Annotated in this window: 19 protein-coding genes; 2 read left to right on the forward strand and 17 right to left on the reverse strand. The window is 68.5% G+C overall.

Features of this window, described 5'->3' with window-relative positions; genetic code table 11:
• Positions 1 to 7: 7 nt before the first annotated feature.
• The 9 genes from ftsZ to ftsW all read right to left on the reverse strand — a co-directional run bounded on the left by ftsZ (position 8) and on the right by ftsW (position 10363).
• Positions 8 to 1693 (reverse strand): cell division protein FtsZ, encoded by a 1686-nt coding sequence (ftsZ, locus tag FHG66_RS01280; RefSeq protein WP_139074850.1) that lies wholly within the window; start codon positions 1691 to 1693, stop codon positions 8 to 10.
• Positions 1694 to 1908: 215 nt separating this feature from the next.
• Complete coding sequence (ftsA, locus tag FHG66_RS01285; protein ID WP_139074852.1) at positions 1909 to 3243, reverse strand: cell division protein FtsA; 1335 nt, start codon at positions 3241 to 3243, stop codon at positions 1909 to 1911.
• Positions 3243 to 4199, reverse strand: coding sequence for a cell division protein FtsQ/DivIB (locus FHG66_RS01290; protein ID WP_139074854.1), 957 nt, complete (start codon positions 4197 to 4199; stop codon positions 3243 to 3245). Before FHG66_RS01290 ends, ftsA begins: the two co-directional genes overlap by 1 nt.
• Positions 4187 to 5101 carry a D-alanine--D-alanine ligase gene (locus FHG66_RS01295; protein WP_139074856.1) on the reverse strand — a complete coding sequence of 305 codons (915 nt, stop codon included), beginning with the start codon at positions 5099 to 5101 and terminating at the stop codon, positions 4187 to 4189. The genes FHG66_RS01290 and FHG66_RS01295 overlap by 13 nt, the downstream gene beginning before the upstream one ends.
• Before the next feature lie 98 nt (positions 5102 to 5199).
• Entirely contained in the window at positions 5200 to 6123 is a 924-nt protein-coding gene (murB, locus tag FHG66_RS01300) for a UDP-N-acetylmuramate dehydrogenase (protein ID WP_139074858.1), read from the reverse strand.
• Positions 6120 to 6386, reverse strand: a complete 267-nt coding sequence (locus FHG66_RS01305) for a DUF2484 family protein (RefSeq protein ID WP_139074860.1) — start codon at positions 6384 to 6386, stop codon at positions 6120 to 6122. Before FHG66_RS01305 ends, murB begins: the two co-directional genes overlap by 4 nt.
• Positions 6387 to 6681: 295 nt before the next feature.
• Complete coding sequence (gene murC, locus FHG66_RS01315; RefSeq protein WP_139074864.1) at positions 6682 to 8082, reverse strand: UDP-N-acetylmuramate--L-alanine ligase; 1401 nt, start codon at positions 8080 to 8082, stop codon at positions 6682 to 6684.
• 17 nt (positions 8083 to 8099) lie between these two features.
• Positions 8100 to 9158 (reverse strand): UDP-N-acetylglucosamine--N-acetylmuramyl-(pentapeptide) pyrophosphoryl-undecaprenol N-acetylglucosamine transferase, encoded by a 1059-nt coding sequence (locus FHG66_RS01320; protein ID WP_139074977.1) that lies wholly within the window; start codon positions 9156 to 9158, stop codon positions 8100 to 8102.
• Between the two features lie 41 nt (positions 9159 to 9199).
• Positions 9200 to 10363, reverse strand: coding sequence for a putative lipid II flippase FtsW (ftsW, locus tag FHG66_RS01325; RefSeq protein ID WP_139074866.1), 1164 nt, complete (start codon positions 10361 to 10363; stop codon positions 9200 to 9202).
• A gap of 187 nt (positions 10364 to 10550) precedes the next feature.
• Between ftsW and FHG66_RS01330 the strand changes: the two genes are divergently transcribed.
• Both FHG66_RS01330 and FHG66_RS01335 read left to right on the forward strand, forming a co-directional pair.
• Positions 10551 to 11780, forward strand: coding sequence for a BaiN/RdsA family NAD(P)/FAD-dependent oxidoreductase (locus FHG66_RS01330; RefSeq protein WP_139074868.1), 1230 nt, complete (start codon positions 10551 to 10553; stop codon positions 11778 to 11780).
• A gap of 72 nt (positions 11781 to 11852) precedes the next feature.
• Entirely contained in the window at positions 11853 to 12998 is a 1146-nt protein-coding gene (locus FHG66_RS01335; protein WP_246082412.1) for an NADH:flavin oxidoreductase/NADH oxidase, read from the forward strand.
• Between the two features lie 19 nt (positions 12999 to 13017).
• Here the strand turns inward: FHG66_RS01335 and FHG66_RS01340 are convergent, their stop codons facing one another.
• The 8 genes from FHG66_RS01340 to FHG66_RS01370 form a co-directional block, all read right to left on the reverse strand.
• The gene (locus FHG66_RS01340) at positions 13018 to 14244 is read right to left on the reverse strand and encodes an Hsp70 family protein (protein WP_139074872.1); all 1227 of its coding nucleotides are present in this window, start codon (positions 14242 to 14244) and stop codon (positions 13018 to 13020) included.
• Positions 14245 to 14649: 405 nt separating this feature from the next.
• Positions 14650 to 15036 carry a PAS domain-containing protein gene (locus FHG66_RS01345; RefSeq protein WP_139074874.1) on the reverse strand — a complete coding sequence of 129 codons (387 nt, stop codon included), beginning with the start codon at positions 15034 to 15036 and terminating at the stop codon, positions 14650 to 14652.
• A 154-nt stretch (positions 15037 to 15190) separates the two neighbouring features.
• Positions 15191 to 15316, reverse strand: a complete 126-nt coding sequence (locus FHG66_RS22575; RefSeq protein ID WP_281282893.1) for an MCP four helix bundle domain-containing protein — start codon at positions 15314 to 15316, stop codon at positions 15191 to 15193.
• A gap of 118 nt (positions 15317 to 15434) precedes the next feature.
• Positions 15435 to 16835 (reverse strand): UDP-N-acetylmuramoyl-L-alanine--D-glutamate ligase, encoded by a 1401-nt coding sequence (murD, locus tag FHG66_RS01350; RefSeq protein ID WP_139074876.1) that lies wholly within the window; start codon positions 16833 to 16835, stop codon positions 15435 to 15437.
• 61 nt (positions 16836 to 16896) lie between these two features.
• The gene (locus FHG66_RS01355; protein ID WP_139074878.1) at positions 16897 to 17334 is read right to left on the reverse strand and encodes a GNAT family N-acetyltransferase; all 438 of its coding nucleotides are present in this window, start codon (positions 17332 to 17334) and stop codon (positions 16897 to 16899) included.
• The gene (gene mraY / locus FHG66_RS01360) at positions 17334 to 18416 is read right to left on the reverse strand and encodes a phospho-N-acetylmuramoyl-pentapeptide-transferase (RefSeq protein ID WP_139074880.1); all 1083 of its coding nucleotides are present in this window, start codon (positions 18414 to 18416) and stop codon (positions 17334 to 17336) included. The genes FHG66_RS01355 and mraY overlap by 1 nt, the downstream gene beginning before the upstream one ends.
• A 3-nt stretch (positions 18417 to 18419) precedes the next feature.
• Positions 18420 to 19847, reverse strand: coding sequence for a UDP-N-acetylmuramoyl-tripeptide--D-alanyl-D-alanine ligase (locus FHG66_RS01365; RefSeq protein WP_139074882.1), 1428 nt, complete (start codon positions 19845 to 19847; stop codon positions 18420 to 18422).
• Entirely contained in the window at positions 19844 to 21328 is a 1485-nt protein-coding gene (locus FHG66_RS01370; RefSeq protein WP_139074884.1) for a UDP-N-acetylmuramoyl-L-alanyl-D-glutamate--2,6-diaminopimelate ligase, read from the reverse strand. The genes FHG66_RS01365 and FHG66_RS01370 overlap by 4 nt, the downstream gene beginning before the upstream one ends.
• Between the last annotated feature and the right edge of the window lie 6 nt (positions 21329 to 21334).

The following is a 21334-nucleotide window of genomic DNA, read 5'->3' on the forward strand; positions in this document are numbered from 1 at the left end:
ATCGACCTCAGTTCGCCTGACGGCGGAGGAAGGCCGGAATGTCCGCGCGTTCCTGCTCGGCATCGGGCTGGGCGTCGTAGGCCGGCCGGGGCTGGGCGCGCTGGGCGGCCGCGGCGCCACCTTCGGCACCGGGTTGGCCAGTCATGCGGTTGATAAGGGAGTTGATCCCGAACCGGGGCTTCTCGGGGGCTGGAGCCGGGCGCTGGGCCTGCGCCCCGCGCTGGGCGTCGGCCGACTGACGCGGATCGACACTGCCCCGCGCTTCGGCGGCACGGCTGGCCATGGCTCGCAGACGGGCCAACGCCTCGGGCGTGGGAGTGCCGGGGGCGGACGCGGCCGGGCGGGCCGTCTGCTGCGGCTCTGAGGCCGGACGATAGGCCGGGGGCGGCAGATCGTCGGCGATCTGAGGCGCGTCATAGTCGTCCGTCATATCCGCCGGGTGGTCGTAGGACTGCGCGTCGTAATGCGACTGCTCAACCAGGGGCTCTTGGTAGGTCGGCGCAGGGGCCGGAGCGACGGAGCGTGCAGGCTGCACCATCGGCCGGGAAACCGGCGTGACCTGCGACGCCGCCGGACGCATGGCAGGCTGCGAGGCGGCTGAACGCATCGCCGGCTGTTGCGGCGCAGCAGCGGAGCGGTGGGCTGGCGCGGCGGCAGCGGCCTGGACCTCGTTGCGGCCGGGCTGGCTCATGGAGCGCCGCGGCATCGGCGCATCCATGCGGTTCGCGTTGGCGTCGATCCCGGTCGCGACGACGGACACGCGCATCTTGCCGCCCATCTCGGTGTCGAGCGTGGAGCCCACGATGATGTTGGCGTCCTCATCGACCATCTCGCGAATCTTGTTCGCGGCCTCGTCCAGTTCGAACAGGGTCATGTCGTGACCGCCGGTGATGTTGATCAGCACGCCCTTGGCGCCCTTGAGGCTGATCTCGTCGAGGAGCGGGTTCGCGATGGCCTTCTCGGCGGCGTGGGTGGCGCGATCGGGGCCTTCGGCCTCGCCGGTGCCCATCATGGCCTTGCCCATCTCGTCCATCACGGAGCGAACGTCCGCAAAATCGAGGTTGATGAGGCCCGGCTTGACCATCAGGTCCGTCACGCCCTTCACGCCCTGGTAGAGCACATCGTCGGCCAGCGCGAAGGCCTCGGTGAAGGTGGTGTTCTCGGTGGCGAGGCGGAACAGGTTCTGGTTCGGGATGACGATCAGCGTGTCCACGACCTTCTGAAGGGCCTCGACGCCCTCCTCGGCCTGGCGCATGCGCTTGGCGCCTTCGAACTGAAAGGGCTTGGTCACGACGCCCACGGTCAGCACGCCGAGTTCACGGGCGGCCTGCGCGATGATCGGCGCGGCGCCCGTGCCAGTGCCGCCGCCCATGCCGGCCGTGATGAAGCACATATGGGCCCCGGCGAGGTGGTCCACTATCTGCTGGATCGATTCCTCAGCGGCAGCAGCGCCGACAGAGGGACGCGCGCCGGCGCCCAGCCCTTCGGTGACCTTGATGCCCATCTGGATCTTGGCGGGCGCCTGCGCGCCCTTGAGGGCCTGCGCGTCGGTGTTGGCGACGACGAACTCGACCCCATCGAGTTGTTTTTCGATCATGTTGTTCACCGCGTTGCCGCCGGCGCCGCCGACGCCGAACACGGTGATCCGGGGCTTGAGGTCCTCCTGCCCGGGCAGGGAGAGATTGAGTGCCATCGCGCTGTCCGCCTGTGTGTTCGTGTTATGAGCCGCTGTCCGCGGTCCCCGCCTTATTCCGATCCGGTCCCGTCTCCGGACTTCGCTGACGGTGCCGTCAACTCTACCGATGCCTCACCGCTCCGTCACGCCAAAAACACACCCTGCGCACAATCTCTAGTGGTATTATGGGAGCGGCCCACCGTTGCAGCGATGCATCGGCAGGATTTCGCACATCACCAGTTATCCTTGAACCACTTCACGGCGCGGCGGAGCGAACGGGACGATTGGCGGTCGGACGGGATCTCGAAATCCCACCACTCGTCTTGGGGGTGAGCCGCGAACAGCGTAAGGCCCACGGCTGCCGAAAAGGCCGCACCAGTGGCTGCCTTTGGAAGGCCCTGGACCCGCAAAGGACGTCCGAGGCGGACCTTCCGGCCTAGGATGCGCGCCGCCAAGCCATCGAGGCCAGGGATCTGGCTGCCCCCGCCTGTCAGCACGATGGACTGCGATGGGAGCTGGTCGAACCCCGCGTGGTCGAGCCGCGCTCGAACCTCTTCAAGGATCTCCTCGACGCGCGGGCGCATGATGCCGATGAGCTCGGTGCGCGAGACCACGCGGCGGTCATGCTCCCAGTCGCCGGTGTCGCCGCCGATCGGGATGAGTTCGCGGTCATCCTTGCCGGTCGCGACCACGCCGCCGTAAAGCGTCTTGATCCGCTCGGCCATGGCCATGGGAATCTGCAGCCCCATGGAGATGTCGGAAGTCACGTGCTCCCCGCCCATGCGGATCGACTCGGCATAGATCATGTGCTTGCGCATGAAGACCGACAGGCCGGTAGTCCCACCGCCCATGTCGATGCAGACCGCGCCCAGCTCCTGCTCATCCTCGACGAGGCTCGCGATGCCGGACACGTAGGCCGACGAGGCGATTCCCGCGCATTCGAGATCGCAGCGCTTGAGGCAGAGAAGGAGCGTTTCGACCGCCGGGCCGTCGACGGCCAGTAGATGAAGATCCGACGCGAGCCGCTGCCCGACCTGCCCCCGCGGGTCGGCCAGTCCCGTCCGGTGATCGAGCGACCAGTTCACGGGCTGGGCGTGCAGCACCTCGCGCTCGGGCCCGATGGCGGGCACGTCGCAGGATCCCAGGACGCGGCCGATGTCCCAGCCATCCACGGTAGGCCCTTCCACTTCGGCTTCGCCGAAGAGGCCGTGGCTTTCGGGCCGGGCCCCCGAGAAGCAGACGATCACATGGTCCACGCGGACTTGCGCATCCTTCTGCGCGGCTTGCACCGCAGTGCGGATGGCGCGCTCGGTCTCGCCCATGCTGTCCACTTCGCCGAAGCGGACCCCGCGCGAGCGGGTGACCGCGTGACCGATGACCTTGAACTGCGATTGACCCGCCATGGGGCCCACGCCGTCCACTGCCTGCGACCGCTGCGGCCCGTCAAAGCGGAGCACGAGGCAGGCCGTCTTGGAGGTGCCGAGGTCGAGGATGGCGATGACGCCCCGCTGGAGCGCGGCCCGCCGGATGCCACGCATGAGTCGCTGGGTTTCGTAAAGGGGGCGCATCAGTGATCCTCTGGAATGGGCGCGGCGGCAGTGGACGATCCGGGGCTCGCCGCCGCGGCGCGGAGCGTGGCGAGAGCGGGTGGGTTCAGGCGAAGGGTCGGGCGGTCGCCCAGCCGCAGGTCCACGACAGCAAGGTCGCGGTCGAGCATCTCCTGCGCCTGATGGAGCGCCATGACGCGCTCGAGCGCGAGGACCGGCTCCTCGGAAGGCAGAAGGATGCGCTGGTCGTTGTCCAGCACCATGTCCCAGCGGCGCTGGCCCATGCGGACCAGGCCACGGACACGTGGCGCGACGGGCGCAGCAGCGGCGAACAGGGCCAGCGCCTCGTCTATGGCGTCCTTGGCGCCGTCACCGGCGATCAGGGGCAGGTCCGTGCGGTCCGCGCGGTCGGCGATCATGCCCGTCATCACCCCTTCGGCGTCGATCAGGCGGAGGCCATCCGCATAGCGCCAGACCGCGACCGGGACACGCTGCACGACCGCGATCTCCAACGCTCCGCCCGGCTTGACGCGCAGTTGCGCGGAACGGACGGCAGTCAGGTCGGTAACCTTAAGCCGCAGCGCATCGAGGTCGAGGTCGAAGCTCGACACCGGCATCCGGATGCGCGCGACCTCGCGGATCGCCGCGGTCAGAGCGCGGTCGGCCCCTACGATTTCGACGGAGGTGACCATGAACTCGGGCCGCTCCTGAACGGCGTCTTTGACGGCCTCGATCCGCGCGGACAGCGCGGCGCGGTGATCAGCCGAGGACAGCCAGAGCGCGGAGACGAGCAGCACGAGGCCCACAGGGCCGCCGATGTGCAGCAGGCGCCGATACAATGGCGTCAGCATCAGCCGCTGGTACCGATAGGACCAGAGCGAAGGCGCGGGGTCACGACGCGTGCCCGGCACCGTTGTTGCCGGCCCCTTGACCAGCGACGGGATGGTGAGCCGCCAGAGCAGGATCAGCGTCCGCATGATGCGTCCTCCACGAGCCAACGGCACAGGTCGGGAAAGGACATCCCCATCGCCTGCGCCTGCTCGGGCGCAAGGGACGTAGGCGTCATGCCGGGTTGGGTGTTCAGTTCAAGGATGACGAGGCCGGCCTTGCCGCGCGACTCGTCCCAGCGAAAATCGGTGCGCGACAAGCCTCGGCATCCCAGGGCCTCGTGCGCCCGCACGGCAAGGTCGAGGCAAGCGTCGAAGATCTCCCGAGGGACGTCGGCGGGCACCACATGACGCGAGCCGCCGGGGGCGTACTTGGCGTCGTAGTCGTACCAGCCGTCGGTGATGATGTCGGTCACCGTGAGCGCGCGGTCGCCCAGGACGGCTGTCGTCAGTTCCCGGCCGGGGGCGAATGCCTCGACCATGACCGTGTCGGGCATGCTGTCGGCCAGTTGCGCCGGTTGGTTCGCGCCCTTGGGCACGATGTAGACGCCCACCGAGGAGCCTTCGTTGTTGGGCTTGACTACATAAGGCGGCTCAAGGAGGTGCCTGGCGCGCGCCTCGTTCCGGGGGGCGAGCAGGCTTTCCACGACCGGAAGCCCCGCGGCGCGGAAGGCGTCCTTGGCGCGCTGCTTGTCCATGGCCAGCGACGAGGCCAGCACGCCCGAATGGGTATAGGGAATCCTCAACCATTCCAGGAGACCCTGGACGCAACCGTCCTCGCCCCAGCGGCCATGAAGCGCGTTGAACGCGACATCCGGCTTCAGCCCGCCAAGCCGCTGTGCGAGGTCCGGCCCCGCGTCCACTTCGGTGGCGTCGTATCCTGCATCCCTGAGAGCCGCCACGCATTGGCGTCCCGACGAGAGCGACACGTCGCGCTCCGCCGATGGTCCGCCCATAAGGACGGCGACTCTGGGACCTGTCCTGCCCGACATGCCCGCTTCTGCCCCATGTGCGGACGCTTTGGTCCGTCTTGTTTCACTTGCGACCCCGTTTCAGGGCCGCACCGCCATTACCGATGTTCTTACTCAACTTATGCGGGTTCGCCAACCCGCATGATTTCCCATTCTAGCCTCACCCCCGCGTGATCGTAAACTGCTTTCCGCACATCCTCGCCGAGCAGCTCCAGCTCGGCAGCAGTCGCACCACCAGCATTGGTAAGAAAATTGGCGTGCATGGGGTTCATCACGGCTCCGCCTCGACGCGCGCCGCGCATCCCGGCATCGTCGATCAGCTTCCAGGCCTTCAACTCATGCGTGTCATCCGCCAGCCCCGTGCTGGAGAATCCTGCGGGATTGCGGAAGGTGGACCCCGCTGTCCGATCCTTGGTGGGCTGGGTCGCGTCACGCTTGCGGAGCTGCTCCTCCATGCGTGCGGCCAAGGCGGCGGGGTCGCCCGTGGGCGCTTCGAACACCGCCTCGACGATGACAGCCCCGTCAGGAATCCGGCTGGACCGGTAGGCGAGACCCAGACCTGATGCAAGGATCACAGCCGGCGTGCCGTCTCGCAGGATCGCCGTAACCTCAACCAGCGTGTCGGCGACGTAGGTGCCGTAGCAGCCCGCGTTCATCCGCACAGCGCCGCCGACCGTGCCTGGGATGGTCCGCAGGAAGGTGAGGTCTCGCCCGGCCTCGGCCGCCTTGCGGGCGACGTGGGCATCAAGCGCCGCGGCCCCGGCCCGCACGCGCGACCCTTCGACCGAGATGCCGTTGAAGCCCCGCCCGAGCCGGATCACGGCCCCCCGAACGCCGCCGTCCCGAACGATGAGATTGGATCCGACGCCCATGGGAAAAACCGGCACCGCCGGATCCAAGGCGGCAAGGAACGCGCTCAAGTCCTCGACGTCGGCGGGCTGCACCAGTGCGTCGGCCGGCCCTCCAACCCGAAGCCAGGTTAGATCAGCCAGCGGGCGCATCTCGGTCAGGGTGCCGCGAAGGGACGGCCAGGCGGTGGTCATTCCGCAGGGTTCCGGTGGGCGGGAGTGGTCCGGCGCAGGCGGCGCATCAAGAAGATCAGCGGCCAGCGCAGGACAGAGGCGCCTGCTGCCAGTGCGATCATCCCCATGACAGGCCCATGTTCCACAGTGAGCCAGCCCAGGAGGGGCACTCCGCAGGCGGTCAGGAGCGTGGCGGCCGTCCAGTGCTGGTCTCGCGAGGGGAGCATGGCCACGACGTTGGCCGTGATGAACCACAGACAGGCGAGAACAAGGGCAAAGCTCATGCCACCCTCCCCTGCGTGACAAGCGCAGCGAGGGAGCGGCGGAATGTCAAAGGCACGGCGGCCGACGGCAGAGAAGCGGCCCAGGCGCCACGGCCCATGCCGAGCCAGCCGACGACCGGCGGCGCCGTGGGAACGAGCCCAAAGTCCGGACGCATCTGCCGATTCAAGGGCAGAAGGACCGTGCCTATCGCAACCAGCACCCAGGCACACCCGAGAACTCCCGCCGCCGTCATTCCGTGACCCTCCTTCTGGCGATTGCCGCGCCCGTTTCTGCCGGTGCGGTCGTTCTTCCGTCTCAGGCTTCGCGCAGCCGCGCGGGTAGCCCATGCGCCCAGGCGCTGATGTTACCGGCTCCCAAGCAGACCACGATGTCGCCGTCGCGGGCCTGCTCGCGCACCAAGCGGGCGAGGTCCTCCTCTCCCTGCACGGCGCGGGCGTGGCGATGGCCGTGACGGATCAGGCCCGACACGAGATCATCGCCCGAGGCACCGGGGATGGGCTGCTCGCCCGCGGCATAGACCTCGGCGATGCCGACGACGTCGGCCTCGTTGAAGCAGGTGCAGAACTCCTCGAACAGCGTATGCAGACGCGTGTAGCGATGCGGCTGGTGCACCGCGATCACCCGCCCCTTGGAGGCCTGCCGCGCTGCCTTGAGCACGGCCGCGATCTCGACCGGGTGGTGGCCGTAGTCGTCGATGATGGTGACGCCGTTCACCTCATCGACCTTGGTGAAGCGCCTATTGACGCCCGCGAAGGCGGCGAGCGCGGTGCGGATCTCGTCCTTGCTCATGCCCAGATGCCGTGCGACTGCGATAGCCGCGAGCGCGTTCGACACGTTGTGGTCGCCCGGCATCGGCAAGGTCATGCCGTCAATTCGGTCATCCTCGGACTGGAGGATCACGTCGAACTTCGCAACTCCGTTCTCGTAGGTGGGGCGGGTCGCGCGCACGTCGGCTTGGGCGTTGAAACCAAAGGTCCGCACGCGGCGGTCAGTGACCCGCCCGACCAGGGCCTGAACCTCCGGGTGGTCGGTGCAGCAGACCGCGAGGCCGTAGAACGGGATGTTCGACACGAAGTCGTAGAAGCCCTTCCGCAGCGCCTCGATGGTGCCCCAGTGCTCCATGTGCTCGGGGTCGATGTTGGTCACGATGGCGATGGTGGCGGGCAGGCGGTTGAAGGTGCCGTCCGACTCATCGGCCTCGACCACCATCCACTCCCCCTGCCCGATCCGGGCGTTGGAGTTGTAGCGGTGGATGATGCCGCCGTTCACCACGGTCGGATCGAAGTTCCCGGCATCCAGCAGCGTGGCCACCATGGTCGTCGTCGTCGTCTTGCCGTGCGTTCCGGCGATGGCGACATTGGACCGGAGGCGCATCAACTCGGCCAGCATCTCGGCGCGGCGCACCACCGGCAGGCCCTTGCGCCGTGCCTCGTCCAGCTCGGGGTTGCCCGGCTTGATGGCCGAAGAGATGACGACCACTTCCGCGCCTTCCAGGTTCTCGGACCTCTGGCCGATCTGGATCGTGGCCCCCAGTCTGGCAAGACGACGGGTGATATCGCTTTCACGCGAGTCAGAGCCCTGGACGGTGTAGCCCATGGTCAGCAGGACCTCGGCGATGCCCGACATGCCGATCCCGCCGATGCCGACGAAGTGGATCGGGCCCACGTCCTGGGGCAGCTTGGTCGGCCGCTGCATGGAAAATCCTCCGTCCATCATGTGCGGCCCCTTTTGTTGCCTTGGGAAAGTCTCTCGACAAGGTCCGCGAGCCGTTCCGCCGCGTCAGGCCTGCCATGGTTCAGCGCCGCACGGGCCATCGCCTGCGCGCGGATCGGATCGGTAAGGATGGCCACGACGCGCTCTGCCAGCGCATCGGGCGTCAGCCGCGCCTCGGTCAAGGTCTCGGCCCCGCCTGCCGCCTCGAGACCCCGCGCGTTGGCTGTCTGGTGGTCGCCGGTCGCCGCGGCATAGGGGATCAAGACGGCGGGCCGCCCGATCACCGACAGGTCCGCGATGGTCGAGGCCCCGGCTCGCGCGATCACCAGATGGGCCTGTGCCATCCGGTCCGGGACGTCATCGAAGAAGGGGCGGATCGTGGCGTCGATTCCTTCGTCGCCGTAGAAGCGCTCGACCCGCTCGATGTCTTCCTCGCGGGCCTGCTGGCTGATGCGAAGGCGGCCACGGATCTCGGGCGGCAGCGCGGCGAGCGCCGAAGGCACCACGTCCGACAGGATGCGGGCGCCTTGGCTGCCGCCGATCACGAGGATGCCTAGTGGACCGTCACCAGGGCCATCGTAGGGCGCACCTGCCCGTTCGAGAACAGCGCGGCGGACCGGGTTCCCGACATGCAGCGCCCCGACGCCCTGGGGCAACGTCGTGGGCCAGGTGCCGCAGGCGACCAAGTCCACGCGGGCCGCAAACAGCCGGTTCACCCGGCCCAGCACGCCGTTCTGCTCGTGGATGAGGCGTGGGATGCGAAGCGCCGTCGCGGCTGCCAGTGCCGGGATGGACGGATAGCCTCCAAAGCCCGCCACGACCGTGGGCCGGCGGCGCAGCATCCGAAACGCGCTCGCCGCGACCCCGCCCCCCACGCGAAAGGGCACGAGGGCCTTGGCCTCCAGGCCACCACGCGCCGTCGTGGCGCTGGACACGACCTCGCGCGCGACGGCGGCCGGGAAGCCGCCGGCGTAGCGTGCCCCTCGCGTGTCGGTGGATAGTGTCACGCTCCAGCCGCGCGCGAGCATGGTTTCGGCCAGGGCCTGGGCGGGGAACATGTGCCCCCCGGTCCCGCCCGCCGCGATGACGAGATGCCCGCTCACCGTTCGGGCCGCAGGATGTCGCCCATGCGGCCCTGCGGGCGCGACCGGGTTAAAGCCAGCAGCATCCCGACGGCGATGCCCCCTGCGATCAGGGACGAGCCGCCGTAGCTGACAAAGGGCAGCGTCATGCCCTTGGCCGGCAGAAGCCGCACGGCCACGCCCATGTTGATCATGGCCTGAACCCCAAAGGAGCAGGCAAGCCCCGTCCCGGCCAGGCGGATGAACATATCGCGTTCCTTGGACAGCCGGATCAGGGAACCGACCACGATGAAGGCGTAGAGCGCGATGATGGCGAGCACGAGCACGAGGCCATATTCCTCGGCGGCCACCGCGATGATGAAGTCGGTGTGCGCGTCGGGCAGCGACCATTTCACCGCTCCCTCGCCCACGCCCACGCCGAAGAAGCCGCCCTCGCGGATAGCGTTCGTCGCATAGCCCAACTGGGTGCGGGGATCGATGTCAGGGCTCAGGAAGCCGTTGATGCGGCGGGCGAAGTGCTCCGAATGCTCGTAGGCGAAGGTGCCGGTGAACACCACCACACCCGCCAGCAGGGCCAGGAGCGTCATGGGCGCGCCCGCAACGAAGTACATGACTCCCCAGGAGAACAGCACCAGCGCCGCCTGCCCGAAGTCGGGCTGGAGCGCGAGCATGGTCACGATCAGCGCCATGAGCCCGAAAGACCAGAGCCGCCCCGGAGGGCCTTCGCGGTCCTGCGCCGCCGCCATAAGCCAGGCCGCCAGCACCACGAAGCCGGGCTTGAGGAACTCGGATGGCTGGAAGCTCGCAAAGCCCAGCGAATACCAGCGGATCGCCCCCTTGCCGAAGTCGGTGCCGAGGAAGGGCAACGCCATGAGCGCCACGAAGCTGAAGCCGAAGCCCACCACCGCCAGTCGCCGCACCTGTTTGGGGCCCAGCATCGACACCAGGAGCATGACCACCATGGCCGCGGCCCCGAACATGGCCTGACGCTCCACGTAGTGGAACGGCTGAAGGCCGTTTCGGGCCGCGAGGGGCGGCGAAGCGGCCAGCCCCAGGAGGAGCCCGATCCCGAACAGCGCCAGGATGTAGGACATCGTCCATTTGTCGATCGTCCGCCACCAACGCGGGAGGACCGGGTCGCTGGCTCGCGCCGGGACCAGGCCATGGACCATTTCCGTCATGGAATACCGCCAACTGCCTCTGGATGCCCGGTATGCCCGGGTCTGGGGATAACCTTAGCGGAATCGTCACGATCACGCTAGGCGGAAAACTGCGCGGGCTTGTTTCAGGCCGAAACGGCACCGCTGCGGACGCGCTGCGACGCCGCACCCGCTTGCGATCTCAGGAGGTTTTGCGCATCTGGACAGCATGGATATCGAGACTCTCATCCTTGGCGCGGGCGCGGCGGGCCTGTTCTGCGCAGGCCGCGCGGGACCCGGCGTCGTCGTGCTCGACCATGCCGCCCGTCCGGCCGAGAAGGTGCGCATCTCGGGTGGGGGGCGGTGCAACTTCACCAACCTGGGCACCCGGCCCGAGTCCTTCCTGTCTGGGAACCGCCACTTCGCCAAGTCGGCTTTGGCGAGCTACACCGCGCAGGACTTCCTGGGGCTGGTCGAGGCGCATCGCATCCCGTGGCACGAGAAGACCCTGGGCCAGCTCTTTTGCGATCGGTCATCCAAGGACATCGTGAACCTGCTGCTGGCCGAAGCTGGAAAAGCTGAAGCAGAGATCCGGCTGGACACCGCTATTGGGGAAGTCGGTCACGACGGCAGCCGCTTCACGGTGGGGACAGGTCGCGGCACACTCCGCGCCCGCCGCCTCGTGGTCGCTACAGGTGGCAAGTCCATCCCCAAGATGGGCGCGACGGGTCTGGCCTATCGCATCGCCGAGCGGTTCGGGCTGGCCGTAACCGACACGCGGCCCGCCCTTGTGCCCTTCACCTTTGGCGAGGGGCGCTTTGCGGAACTGGCGGGCGTGTCCGTCCCAGTGGCGGCGCGAACCTGGGGGCCGGGCTTCGCCGAGGCGATGCTCTTTACCCATCGCGGCTTGTCGGGTCCCGCGATGCTCCAGGTGTCGAGCTACTGGCGCGAGGGGGAGGAGGTGACCGTGGAGTTGGCCCCAGGGACGGACTGGGCCGCCGCGCTGCGCCAAGGGCGCAAGGCCGCGCCCAAGCAGGCACTTCGGACCTTCCTGGGCCAGCGGCTGCCTGCGCGGCTGGCCGATCACCTCGCGGCCGAGATGGAATTGTCCGGAACCCTCGCGGGGCTGTCCGAGGCGCGGATCGAAGCGCTGGCCCGCGCGCTGTCGGACTGGCGGCTGAAGCCCACGGGCACCGAGGGCTATCGCACCGCCGAGGTGACGCTGGGCGGCGTGGACACGGCGGGCCTCGACTCCCGCACGATGGAGGCCAAAGCGGTGCCGGGCCTTCACTTCATCGGGGAATGCGTGGACGTGACCGGGTGGCTCGGTGGGTACAACTTTCAGTGGGCCTGGGCCTCGGCGGACGCGGCGGGGCGGGCGATCCGGGCGAAAGGCTGGCCCTATCGTGCGTGGCCGGGTTGCGCGAACGGCATGGCTAGGGCCGGGCGGGTGCCTTGACCTCCGTGCGGGGTTGCATACCTCGCTGCCCCGATGTCCCGGACTAGTGCGGGACCAGCAAGGAATCCGACGTTGAGCCTGCTCTTTTCCCCGGCCAGCTTTCGCGGCCTGACCTTCAAGAACCGTCTCGTGGTAGCGCCGATGTGCCAGTACTCCGCCAAGGGCGGGGTCGCCAACGATTACCACTTTGCCCACCTTGCCCGCTTCGCACTGGGCGGCTTCGGCGCCGTGATCGTGGAGGCCACGGCCGTCACGCCCGAAGGGCGCATCTCCTATGCGGATCTTGGGCTCTGGACCGACGAGCAGATCGCCCCGCTCGCTCGTATCGTTGACTTCCTGCGGACGCAGGGAACGGCCTCTGGCGTTCAGCTGGCGCACGCGGGGCGCAAGGCCTCCACGCCCGTCTGGTGGCGGGGCCGCTTCGACGAGACCGAGGAGGAGAAGCCGCTCGTGGGATTCGAGGACTGGCCCGTGGTGGGGCCGAGCCCGATTCCCCAGGTCGCGGGCTCCACGGAGTTCAAGGTGCCACGCGCCCTGACCGTCGAGGAGATGGACGATATCCGCGAGGCTTTCGTCGCCGCCGCCCAGCGGGCGCAGCAGGCGGGATTCGACTTCGTCGAGGTCCATTCGGCCCACGGCTACCTCCTGCACCAGTTTCTGTCCCCCGTCGCCAACAGCCGCGAGGACGAGTTCGGCGGATCGCGGGAAAACCGGATGCGCTTTCCTTTGTCGGTCGTCCGAGCGGTGCGCGAGGTCTGGCCGGCGGAGAAGCCCCTGTTCGTCCGTATCTCCGCCCAGGACGGGATCGAGGGCGGCTGGACGGTCGCGGACAGCGTAGCCTATGGAGCAGCGCTGAAGGACCTGGGGGCGGACCTCATCGACGTGTCCTCGGGCGGTTTCGCCGGGGCGCGGATTCCGGTGGGGCCCGGCTATCAGGTGCCGCTGTCCCGCGCGGTCAGGGGTGACGCAGGCGTGCCGACCATGGCCGTGGGCCTGATCACGCAGGCCCAGGACGCCGAGGCGATCATCGCGGACGGCGACGCCGACCTCGTGGCCTTGGGCCGCATGGCGCTGGACGACCCGAACTGGCCCGTCCACGCCAGGCTGGAACTGGACAGCACCGAGGACGCCTATGCCGTCTGGCCCAAGCAGTCGGGCTTTGTCGTGCGGAACAAGGATCAGGCGCTGCGCGAGCGCGTCTACACCGAAGCGGAGTAGATCCCCTTGGGCGGGGCCGTCAGCCTCGCTCACCTGCCGCGATGGCCAGACCCTCGGCCACCGCAGTGAAGGCTGCCGTGTCCACGGGCTGCGCCTGCGGGAACAAGTCCGTCATGGCCTGCCGCACCGGGACAAGGAGGCTCGATCCGCCGACATGGACCACATGGGTGATCGCGTCCGGCGTGATCCCGGCTTTTGCGATCGCCCGCCGCGCCCCGTCGACGATGGACGAGGCGAACGGCCCGAGGTCGAGGGCCATGCGGTCGGTCGAAAGGGGTGCCTCGAGGGTCCGCTCGATCACACCCAGGTCGATCCGCCCCTCGCCGCTGTTGGCCGCGATCTTTCCGGCCTCCACCGCAAAGGCCAGGTCGAAGCCCAAGCCGGACTCGAGCACGGAATGGAAGCGTGCCAGACGTTCGGGCCGTTCGGCCAGCCTGCGCATCTTTGCGACGGCTCGCGCCATCTCGGGCGTCTGGAGGAAGCCGATCCGCTCCCAAGTGGCAAGTTCGTGGTAGGGCGCGATGGGGACCTCGTGCATGGCCGACCCGATCTCCGCCCTGATCCGAGAGCCCAGGCCCAGAAGCGGCATGGCATGGGCAAGGCTGAGCGTCCGGTCAGCGTCGGTGCCGCCCACGCGCACGCCTTCGTTGGCCAGCACGACGAGGCGGCCTGCCTCGGCGCGGAACACCGTGAAGTCCGATGTGCCGCCGCCGATGTCCACGACGATGCCGAGCCCGTCGATCACGCCGCAGGCCCTCGCCGCTGCTTCGGGCTCGGTCAGCCATGCGACCTCATCGAACCCTGCAAGCCGGTAGGCTTCCTCCAGGTCCACTGCGGCCTGTGCGTCGCGTTCGGGCTCGGCATGAAAGATGACCGGACGCCCGGCGAGGACATGGGTCAGCGGCTCACCGACCTCGGCTTCGGCGCGGGCGCGAAGGCGAGCCAGAACCTCGCCCACAAGCTCCACCAAGGTCATCCGGCGATTGAGGAGTTGGCGCTGCTCTCGCATCAGCGAAGTGCCGAGCACGCGCTTGATGGCCCGCAGGAACCGCCCCTCCCGGCCTGCGACCAACGCGTCCACGGCCTCGGTGCCGAACAGCATCCGCTTGGTCCCGAAGTCGAGGAAGATCGCGGTGGGTACAGAGGTGCGACCAGCCTCCAGTTCGATCAGGCGTGGGCGGCTCCCGTCTAGGACTGCGGCCGAGGTGTTCGAGGTGCCGAAGTCCACGCCCAACCAACGTGCCATGCCTTGCCCCCCTAACCGGAAAGACGGCGCGGGTAACCCGAAGCCGGGACCAGGGTCAAGCGGTGGCTGCGCTAGTGGACGGCAACGCTGGCAGGCCCCGCGTCGAGCCAGGCCTGATCGCCCTGCCATTCGGGCGACCGACCGTGCCGGGTCGGCCGTGCACGGGCCAGCACCTTGGAGACCGGGTGGCCCAGCTCCTCGGCCGTGAAGGGCTTGGCCCGGACCGCCTCTCCCTCAAGGCTGCGCTGCCCAGCATGGGCTGGATGATGAGCACGGGAAGGTCCGGGCGCTCGCCGGGCATGGACCGCGCCAGGGTCGGCCCGTCGGTGACCGGCATCACCACGTCGGTCAGCAGGAGATGTCCTAGGCGGTCGGGCAGACGGCGTGGAGGCGATCCGTCCTGCCCTATAACGTAGCGATGATGGCTTGGCGCACCCGAAGTCGGTCCTCGGGCTGCCAGAACGAGAGCCAGTCGGTGCCCCGCAGTTGCTTCTCGAAGTCCTCGCCCTCCATGGCGTAAGGCCCCCTCGCGGAGAAGAACTCGAGCTTGGCGTCCAGAGTGAGCAGCTTGATGCAATCGGGCGAGCCGGACAGGATCTGCCAAGTCAACTCCTCGCTGGCGCGCTGCGCCTTGTCGGCCTCGTGCCGGTCGTGGGTGTTCTCGGTCGTGCCGTGCCAGCGCGGCATTCGGCCCAGCTCGTCCCAAAAGGGATAGGCGCGGGACCGGGTCCAGCGACAGGCGCCCCCGGCGAAATGGATGCGCGCCTCGATGTCCAGGGGTATGCCTAGCACGAACGCCGCCGCACAGCCCCCGATAAGCCTGTCGTGGTCCTAAGGGTGAATGACTCCGGCCCAGCCCTGAGCAAAGGTGCTGCATATGGACGGCCCCCGCCAAGACGGCGAGGCCCAAGGTGAGAAGTTCGTAAGGCGTCCACCGGCCCTGCCGTTATGCAGCCGATGCAGCGGCCTCGTGCCGGGCAAGCAGACGCTTCTCCTCGGCGACCATCTGGGCGATCACATCGCGCGGCCGCGCCATCAGATTCTTGCCGTGGCCTGTGGCAGCGATCGCCAAGGCTCGGGCTTCTGGCCCTGCTGACTGCAACGTGACCGTGGTCTGGTTGTTTCCAGACTGCGGAAACAATCATACGGGGCAAGTCAGATCACGGCACCGATCAGCGCCGTCCGGCGTTTTAGCTTATGCGAGCGCGAACCTGCGCTACGAAGTCGTCGCCGCGCTGTTCGAAATTGTCGTACTGGTCGAAGCTCGCCGCCGCAGGGGCGAGAAGGACCGTCTCGCCTGCTTGTGCTTCGGCCACCGCCCGCCCGACTGCCCGCTCCATGGTGGTGCAGATCTCCGTTTCGATGCCGGGCAGCTGACGGGCAAATCCTGCCGCCTCGCGTCCAATCACATAGGCCTTCACGACCGAACCCAGATGCGGCACGAGCGGCCCAAGGCCGCCTTCCTTCTCCAGCCCTCCGCAAATCCAGCGGATCTTCTGGAACGCCTGCAGCGCCTTGACCGCCGAGTCCACGTTGGTCGCCTTCGAGTCGTTGACGTAGGCCACCCCGTTCGCTTCAGCAATCCGCTGGGATCGGTGGGGCAGGCCGGGATAGGACTGCATCGCCGCCTCGATGGCCTTGGGACCCAGACCCAGGGACCGCGCTACGGCCCAGGCGGCGCAGGCATTCTGGTGATTGTGCGCGCCAGGCAGGCCCTTGATGCCCCGCAGGTCCACCGAAGCGACCTGCCGCCCCTTGCGCCATTCCGCGAGGAACCCCTTGCGGGCAAAGACGGCCCAGGCCGCCCCTTCCAGCTTGGCTCCCGAGGACACCTGGATCACCCGGTCATCCCCCGGCCCCTCGGAAAGCTGGTTCGCCAGATACCGTCCTTCATCCTCGTCCACACCGATGACGGCGCGGTCGGGTCCGCCCTCCGCAAACAGCCGCCGCTTGGCGGCGAAATAGCCCCCCAGCCCGCCATGCCGGTCCAGGTGGTCGGGGCTGAGGTTCGTGAACACCGCCAGGTCCGGGGTCAGGGCGCGGGCCAGGTCGGTCTGGTAGCTCGATAGTTCCAGCACCACCACCTCACCATCGCGGGCGGGCTCGATGTCCAGGACTCCGCGTCCGATGTTGCCGGCCAGTTGTGCGGGACGACCAGACTCGGCCAGGATGTAGTGGATGAGCGCCGATGTGGTGGATTTCCCGTTCGAGCCGGTGACGGTAACCACCTTGGGCTGATTGTCGAAGCTGTCCCAGTCCGGCGTCGCGAAGGAGCGGAAGAACAACCCGATGTCGTTGTCCACCGGCACCCCCGCCGCCCACGCCGCCGCGATGGCCGGGTGCGGCTGCGGATAGAGATGCGGGATGCCGGGGGACGTGACGAGCATCGTCACCCCGTCCCATGACCTGGACTTGGAAAGATCGCGAACCTCCAGCCCGTCGGCCTCGGCCTGGACCCGCGCAGGGACGCCGTCGTCCCAGACCACCACGGTCGCCCCGCCTTGTTGCAGCGCGCGCACTGTCGCCCGACCCGACCGGCCCAGCCCTAGCACCGCCACCTTTGTCCCCGCGACGTTCTGAACCGCGATCATGGCACGCCTCTCCTGCTGTTGCGGCCTTATCTCTGCCTTGCTGAGAGGCCGCAAGTCGGGGTCAGGGGGTCAGGTCGTAGGTGACCCAAGGGGTCGCGCGGGCCAGCCGGTCATAAAGCTTGCGGGCGCGGGCGTTATCGCCGGCGGTGATCCAGCGGATCACGGACCAGCCGCGCTGTCGCCCTTCCTCGGCCACTGCGTGGATCAGTGCCTCGGCCGCGCCGGTTCCCCGCGCCCCGGGCGATACGAACAGGTCATCGAGGAACCCACCGGTCGTGGCCGAGAGCGGACGGGCGAAGGCGCGGAAATGCGCAAGGCCCACAAGGCCGCTATCGCCTTCGGCGACAAAAGCCTCGGTCTCGTGCGCCGGGTCGTTGATCCAGGACCACACGCGGTCGCGCATGATGGGCGTCTGGGTCACGCCGTAGAACCCGGCATAACCGGCATACAGCCGGTCCCAACCCAGCCGATCCGTCGCCTCGGGACGGCGAACCCGCATCAGCGCACCTTGAGTGTCGCAAGCCCGATCATCGCGAGGATGAGCGAGATGATCCAGAAGCGGATCACGATTTGCGGCTCGGCCCAGCCCTTCTTCTCGAAGTGGTGGTGGATCGGGGCCATGAGGAAGACCCGCTTGCCCGTCCGCTTGTAGACGAAGACCTGTATGATGACCGACAGCGCCTCGACCACGAACAGGCCACCAACGATGGCCAGCACGATTTCATGTTTGGTGGCCACCGCGATGGCGCCCAGCGCGCCGCCAAGCGCGAGGCTGCCGGTGTCGCCCATGAACACCGCTGCCGGGGGTGCGTTGTACCATAGGAAGCCCAAGCCCCCACCGATCAGCCCGGCGCAGAAGATCACGATCTCGCCCGAGCCGGGGACGAAGTGGACGCCCAGGTACTCGGTAAAGTCGGTCCGGCCCACGGCATAGGCGATGACCCCGAAGGTCGCCGCCGCGATCATCACCGGCATGATGGCCAAACCGTCGAGCCCGTCCGTGAGGTTCACGGCGTTGGCCGCGCCCACGATCACGATCATGGCGAAGGGAACGAACAGGAACCCCAGATGGATCAGCGCGTCCTTGAAGAAGGGCAGCGCCAGTTCGTTCGTGAGCGCCGCCGGGTGATAGGCGGCAGCCCATATCCCGGCGATGGCCGCGACCGCGAAGCCGATCCCCAGCCGCACCCGCCCCGACACGCCGTCCACCGTCTGCTTGGTAACCTTGGCATAGTCGTCCGCGAAACCCAGCAGCGCAAAGCTGATCGTCACGAACAGCACCATCCACACGAAGGGATTGTCCCACCGCGCCCAGAGCAGCGTCGAGGTGAGCACCGCCCCCACGATAAGGAGACCGCCCATCGTCGGCGTCCCTGCCTTGACGAAGTGCCCCTGCGGGCCATCCTGGCGGATCGGCTGGCCCTTGCCCTGCTTCAGCCGCAGCCAGCCAATGAGCCGTGGCCCGAACGCGAAACCGAAGACCAGCGCCGTCAGGAAGGCTCCGCCCGCCCGGAAGGTAATGTAGCGGAACAGGTTGAAGACGTCGCCCCCGTCCGACAGGGCGGTCAGCCAGTAGAGCATCGGTCAGCCTTCCTCGTTGAACGGCGCGCCTTGCCCCATCCGCCGGATGGCGTCAACGACGAGCGAGACCCGGCTTCCCTTGGAGCCTTTCACCAGCACGATGTCGCCGGCATCCAGGAAACGGCGCAGCCCGGCCGCCAGCGCCTCGGGCGTTTGCACCCACTCGCCCCGGCGCTCGGCGGGCAGAACCTCGTGCAGGGCGCGCATCCGAGGGCCCACGCAGTGAACGAGGTGGATAGCCTCCATGGCCGGATCGGCGGCCAGCCCCGCATGGAGCGCGTCCTCGTCCGACCCGAGCTCCAGCATGTCACCCAGGATGGCGATGCGCCGGCCTTGCCGGATGCGACCCGTCCCGTCCTCCGGCTGATGCCCCGCCAGAACGGCGAGCCCCGCCGCCATCGAGGTCGGATTGGCGTTGAACGCATCATCGATCAGAGTGATCCGCCCGTCGCCCCAGGGCAGATCCTCGCGCCCGCCGCGTCCCCTGGGCGGGGTCCATGCGGCAAGCCCGTTCAACGAAAGCGCCCGGTCCGCCCCGAGCGCCTCGGCGGCGGCCAGCGCGCCCAGCGCGTTCACCGCGAAGTGCCGTCCCTCTGTCCCGACCTTGAGAAGCAGCGCCTCGCCCCAAGCCTCCGCGCGTCCGACGGTTACCCCCTCGACCATGCGTGTGTCGATCAGGCGGTGGTCGCTGCCTTGCGCCAGTCCGAAGGTCACGATCCGAGCGCCCGCACGGTCCGCGGCAGCGCGGAGAATGGCCAGTTGGGGCACGTCGGCCGGCAGGACCGCCACGTCGCCGGGCTCCAAGCCTTCGCAGATGGCGCCCTTTTCCTTGGCGATCCCGTCAAGACTGCCAAACGCCTCGAGATGCGCGGCCCCCACCGTCGTGATCAACGCCACATGGGGTCGCGCCTGCCGCGCCAAGGGCGCGATCTCGCCGGGGTGGTTCATGCCGATCTCAAGGACGGCATAGTCGACGTCGACCGGCATCCGTGCGAGGGTAAGAGGTACGCCCCAGTGATTGTTGTACGACGCCTCGGCCGCATGGACGCTGCCCTGCGTCGCCAGCGCCGCGCGCAGCATCTCCTTGGTCGAGGTCTTGCCGACCGAGCCCGTCACGGCCACCACGCGGGCGCGGCTCCGGGCACGGGCTGCGCGGCCCAGATCCTCCAGAGCGGCCTGCACGTCGGATACGATCAGCAGGGGGGCGTCGCTGGCGACACCCTCGGGCCTATGGGACACAAGCGCCGCGGCCGCGCCCTTGGCCAAGGCCTGCGCCACGAAGTCGTGCCCATCCCGTGCCGCCTGCAGCGCAACGAACAGGTCGCCGGGACGGATCGTGCGGGTGTCGATGGACACGCCGTCGGCCAGCCAAGCCCGCGTCGCGGTTCCACCCGTGGCCGCAGCGGCGTCGTCCGAGGTCCAAAGGCTCATGCGCGGCTCTCCAGCACGGCGACGGAGACGCTCGCCTGCTCCACGTCGTCGAAGGGATAGATGTCGTTGCCCACGATCTGCCCGGTCTCGTGGCCTTTGCCGCAGACAAGAAGCGCGTCGCCTGGGCCCAGCGCGTCCACGCCGCGCAGGATCGCCTCGGCCCGGTCCCCCACCTCACAGACCTCGCCCCCGGCCTCGCGCACGCCGTCCAGCACAGCGGCGCGGATGCTCGCGGGGTCCTCGGTGCGCGGGTTGTCGTCGGTGACGATCACTTGGTCAGCGTTCCGCACTGCCGCCGCGCCCATCAGGGGACGCTTCGTGCGGTCCCGATCGCCCCCTGCGCCGACGATGGCCACGATTCGGCCCATCACATGCGGCCGCAGCGCCCTGAGCGCCGTTTCCACCGCGTCCGGCGTATGCGCGAAATCCACAAAGACCGACGCGCCGTTGCCCCGGCGTGCGGCAAGCTGCATCCGGCCCCGGACGGTGCGAAGCTCGGGCATCGTGCGGAACACCGCCTCGGGGTCCTCGCCGGCCCCGATGCAAAGCCCGGCCGCCACCAGGACGTTGGACGCTTGGAATCCGCCGATCAGATCGAGCCGGGCTTGCTGGACCTCGCCTTGCCAGGAGAACCGGATGTCCTGACCCGTCGCGTCGAAGCGTTGCGCCAGGAGGCGCAGGCGCGCGCCCCCGGACTGGCCCGTCCCGATGATCTCCTGCCCTCGCGCTGTGGCGATTGTGGCGACTGCCGCGCCCTTCGGGTCATCGAGGTTGACGACCGCGACCCCGTCCTCGGTCAGCACGGACCGGAACAGGCGCATCTTGGCTTCGAAATAGGCCTCGAAGGTCTTGTGGTAGTCGAGGTGATCCTGCGTGAAGTTCGTGAACCCCGCCGCCGCCAGCCAGACGCCATCGAGCCGCCGCTGGTCGAGCCCGTGGGACGAGGCCTCCATGGCGACGTGGGTGACCCCCTCGCGCCGAGCCTGCGCCAGGACGCGGTGAAGTGTGATGGGATCGGGCGTCGTGTGGCGGAGCGGGTAACTCCAGGCTCCTTCCACGCCGACGGTGCCGAGGTTGACCGCCTTGTGCCCCAGCGCCATCCAGATCTGGCGGGCAAAGCTCGCCACGCTGGTCTTGCCATTGGTCCCGGTCACGGCGACCACGGTTTCGGGGTGCGGACCGAACCACAGCGCGCAGACGCGGGCAAAGGTCTGGCGCGGGTCGTCGGACATGACGAGGACGGCGTCCCCGATCCTGTCGCCCGCAATCCGCGCACCCTCGGCGTCCGTCAGCACGGCTTTGGCGCCGCGCAGCACGGCGGCCTCGATAAAGGCGGCGCCATGGATCACCGAGCCGGGCAGCGCGGCGAACAGATGGCCGGGCTCCACGGCCCGGCTGTCCACGGACAGGCCCGTCAACCGAAGGTCGCGCCCGGCCGGCGTCATCAGGCCCAGCTCGGCCAGGGTCATCGTGTCGGCCATCCTGGC

It is taken from the genome of Rubellimicrobium rubrum (assembly GCF_006152115.1).
In the GTDB taxonomy this organism is placed as follows: Bacteria; Pseudomonadota; Alphaproteobacteria; order Rhodobacterales; family Rhodobacteraceae; genus Rubellimicrobium; species Rubellimicrobium rubrum.